Source organism: bacterium, from assembly GCA_037131655.1.
Taxonomy (GTDB): Bacteria; Armatimonadota; Fimbriimonadia; order Fimbriimonadales; family JBAXQP01; genus JBAXQP01.
The window spans coordinates 1-3401 of record JBAXQP010000292.1 but is presented as its reverse complement, the minus strand read 5'-3'; the positions used below and the strand labels follow the sequence as shown (position 1 = coordinate 3401).

At 45.7% G+C, this 3401-nt stretch carries 5 protein-coding genes; all 5 read left to right on the top strand.

Features of this window, described 5'->3' with window-relative positions:
* Positions 1 to 281: 281 nt before the first annotated feature.
* Positions 282 to 683, top strand: coding sequence for a putative zinc-binding protein (locus WCO51_11365; protein ID MEI6513852.1), 402 nt, complete (start codon positions 282 to 284; stop codon positions 681 to 683).
* Positions 683 to 1024 (top strand): hypothetical protein, encoded by a 342-nt coding sequence (locus tag WCO51_11360; GenBank protein ID MEI6513851.1) that lies wholly within the window; start codon positions 683 to 685, stop codon positions 1022 to 1024. Before WCO51_11365 ends, WCO51_11360 begins: the two co-directional genes overlap by 1 nt.
* Before the next feature lie 29 nt (positions 1025 to 1053).
* Positions 1054 to 1995, top strand: a complete 942-nt coding sequence (locus WCO51_11355) for a glycosyltransferase (GenBank protein MEI6513850.1) — start codon at positions 1054 to 1056, stop codon at positions 1993 to 1995.
* Positions 1992 to 2924 (top strand): glycosyltransferase family A protein, encoded by a 933-nt coding sequence (locus WCO51_11350; GenBank protein ID MEI6513849.1) that lies wholly within the window; start codon positions 1992 to 1994, stop codon positions 2922 to 2924. Before WCO51_11355 ends, WCO51_11350 begins: the two co-directional genes overlap by 4 nt.
* The coding region (locus WCO51_11345; GenBank protein ID MEI6513848.1) for a QueG-associated DUF1730 domain-containing protein at positions 2914 to 3401 on the top strand (488 nt) is incomplete at its 3' end. The genes WCO51_11350 and WCO51_11345, both read left to right, overlap by 11 nt.

Sequence of the window (3401 nt, the reverse complement as noted above, 5' to 3'; positions counted from 1 at the left end):
CGCACTCGTGCGCAAAGAACATCTTTCGAGCGACTACTATCGTCCGCTAACCCGTATAATAGCCTACGGCACAAAATCACGCGCCCCAAAAACTCCGTCCTCATTAACGCCAGTCACACAACCCATATCGCCCCCAACAGTTCCAATTCTGCCACCGAATTAGGCGTTAAACAAATAGTAAATCTGAGTTAAAACCAACAAAACAAACCTGAATGAGGGTACAGTTTATTGGTTGAATGTGAACTTACAACTACCGAATTTGAAGTCCAGGAGATATCAATATGCCTCAATGTGAATGCGGTGGAAAGAACGTTATAATCTATTCATGTTCCTGTGGTTCGAACGTGGGACAAATCGCTAATGATGCAGCCAAAACTTTGGACCGATTAGGCAAAGGAATTATGGGTAATATGGCTGGTATTGGGATCCAAATGGATTCAACGGTGTCAGCTTCCAAGAAAGCTGACACACGCGTGGTGATTGACGGATGCAGCGTTAGCTGTGTTAGGGATGCATTAGATAAGGCCGGGCTTAAGGTTGATCTCCATATCGTTGTTACTGACTTAGATATTAAGAAAGAACACAACTTCGAATATACGAACGACCAGGTTAATGCAGTTGTCGAAGAGGTTGTGGACAAACTGAAAACAGCCCACACCTGTTCTGCTAAAGGTGACGACTAATGGGAGCATCAAAAGTAGTCGTCCACGCCGGAATCTGTGGGAATTTAACCACTATCCGAGCGATCTCGGATGACGACCAGATGGTTAGATTTGAAATCGAATCCATGTGTAAAAACATCCAAGAGCTGGCGGACAAGCTTACGGAACCAATCGATGCATATGAAGAAATCGGAACCGGCTCTGACGGCATTATCCTTACAGCTTCTCGCGAGACGCTTAAAGGTTGCTGTAGCGCCTGTGCCGTCCCTATTGCTTTATTCAAAGCGATGCAGGTTGCAGCAGGCCTTGCGCTCCCCAAAGATGTTATCATCGAGATAGAAAAAGCTTCTGCGAAAATATAACGCTTCAAAACAAGAATGGTTGAAATCAAATGGATAGTCCTATCAGCAGTCCGCTAGTATCGGTAGTTTTGCTTGCCTACAATCAGCCCGAGTTCCTTAACCAAGCGATTGAGGGCGTTTGCGCCCAAACCTTCACTGATTACGAACTTCTTGTCATCGACGATTGTTCAGGGGAGGAAATCACAAGCCAATATCGGCTTCCCGAAAACGCTCGCTTGATAATCTTACCCGAACATTTTGGATGGGATACCAGAGGAAGAAACGTGGGGGTTAAAGAAGCAAAGGGGAAATTTATTGCTTTCCATGACAATGATGACATTTGGCTTCCGGACAAGCTAGAAACCCAAGTGCGCCTTTTGAACGAAAATCCCGACGCAGCGCTGGCTTATTGCCATTATATTTTCACTGATAGCACCCTCAAGCCACTCCCAAAACAGTACAAAAGTGAACCGCCTGCGAGGGATATGGTTCGCCAAATTATCCAAGGCTGCTTCCTTCATTGCGCATCCACCATATTAGTCAAACGCGATGCCTTGACTGCGACAGGACCATTCGACGAATCCCTACCTGGTGGAACTGATTGGGATATGTGGATTAGGCTCTCGATTAATCATCGCTTTCTATGTGATCCAACACCTCGCATTCTATACCGTACGCATCCTAATCAAATCTCCAAAAATCTACGACAGGAATTTTGGCGTATTGCTGTTCTTACGAATACTTTGGATCTGATAAAACGAGTAAGCCCCAAACATACCAACTGTGTTCGCAGCCGCCTTTCTTGGGCTTGCCGAAAGATGGCTAAAATAAGAATGTCAAATGCTGAACCTCTTCCCGATATCAGCGCTCTTCTGATCAAAGCAATGAATGTATGGCCATGGAGTTGGAAAACCTATGCGCTTTTTGCCTGGCTTCCGTTTTATAGACTATCGATAATCAGTTCCAGAAAACAGAATAATAGGTCGAAATGATCAGCAATAGTCTTGTTGAAAATCCACTAGTAACGGTGATTGTGCTTGCGTACAATCAGCCCGAGTTCCTTAACCAAGCGATTGAGAGCGTTTGCGCCCAAACTTTCTCTGACTACGAGCTTCTTGTTATTGACGATTGCTCAGGGGAGGATATCACAAACCAATACCGGCTTCCCGAAAACGCTCGCTTGATATGCTTACACGAACATTTTGGAGGGGATACCAGAGGAAGAAACGTGGGCGTTAAAGAAGCGAAGGGGAAATACATTGCCTTCCTTGACAATGATGACGTTTGGTTTCCGGACAAACTAGAAACCCAAGTGCGCCTATTGGATGACAACCCCGACGCTGTGCTGGTTTATAGCCACTATATCGTTACCGATAGCTCACTAACTCCACGTCCAAAGCAAGATAAGTTTGAACTTCCCGCCCCTGATATGATCCGCCAATTAATTCACGGTTGCTTTATTCATTCGCCTTCAGCAGTTCTTATCAAGCGCGATGTTATAATCAAGAACGGCTGTTTTGATGAGAGTTTGTTATCGGGAACAGATTGGGATATGTGGAGACGTCTTTCTACCAAATTCCGTTTCGTGCCCGACCCCATCCCGCGTATCTATTACCGCATTCATTCCGCTCAGATATCGGAAAATTTTGAAAAGAAGGCGTTCTTTCGGGTCAAGGGTCTTACAAAAACACTGGAGCAAATGAAGCTCAATAGCCCTAAGCATGTTCGATATGCGCGTATCCGCCTCTCATGGGCTTTGAGGAAATTCGCTAAGCTTAAAATGGCTAAGAAGAATTCTCTTTCTGAAATCAAGCCACTATTACTTCATGCGATTGCGGTATGGCCTTGGAATATCAAGTCATATCTCCTCCTTGCCTGGCTTCCATTCTATGCAGCATTTAGACGTTCGAATGACAAGTGACCGGATTAAAAGTAAAGCAAATGAACTTGGATTTGAGTTCGTCGGGATTACACCCGCGATCCCACCCCCTCATTTCAATTTTTTTACAAAGTGGTTATTAAATGGTTACGCCGGTGAGATGGAGTACCTGCATCGAACAGCCCCAGTACGCACCGATTCCACTCAGCTTCTGCATAACGCCAAAAGCATCGTCATGGTCGGTCTCAGTTACGCCCAGCAACCAGCACCCCATATTGCCATGTATGCCCTTGGCGATGACTACCATGAGGTGATGCGGGACAAGCTCAACCAACTATTGGATTGGATTAAGGCCGAATACCCCGAGATAGAAGGGCGAGCTTGTGTTGATTCGGCACCAATAATGGAACGCGACATGGCCTGGCAGGCGGGATTGGGGTGGTTTGGCAAGAACACCTGCCTGATTAATACTCGTCATGGGTCCTATTTCTTCCTCGGCGCTCTGTTATTGAATATTGA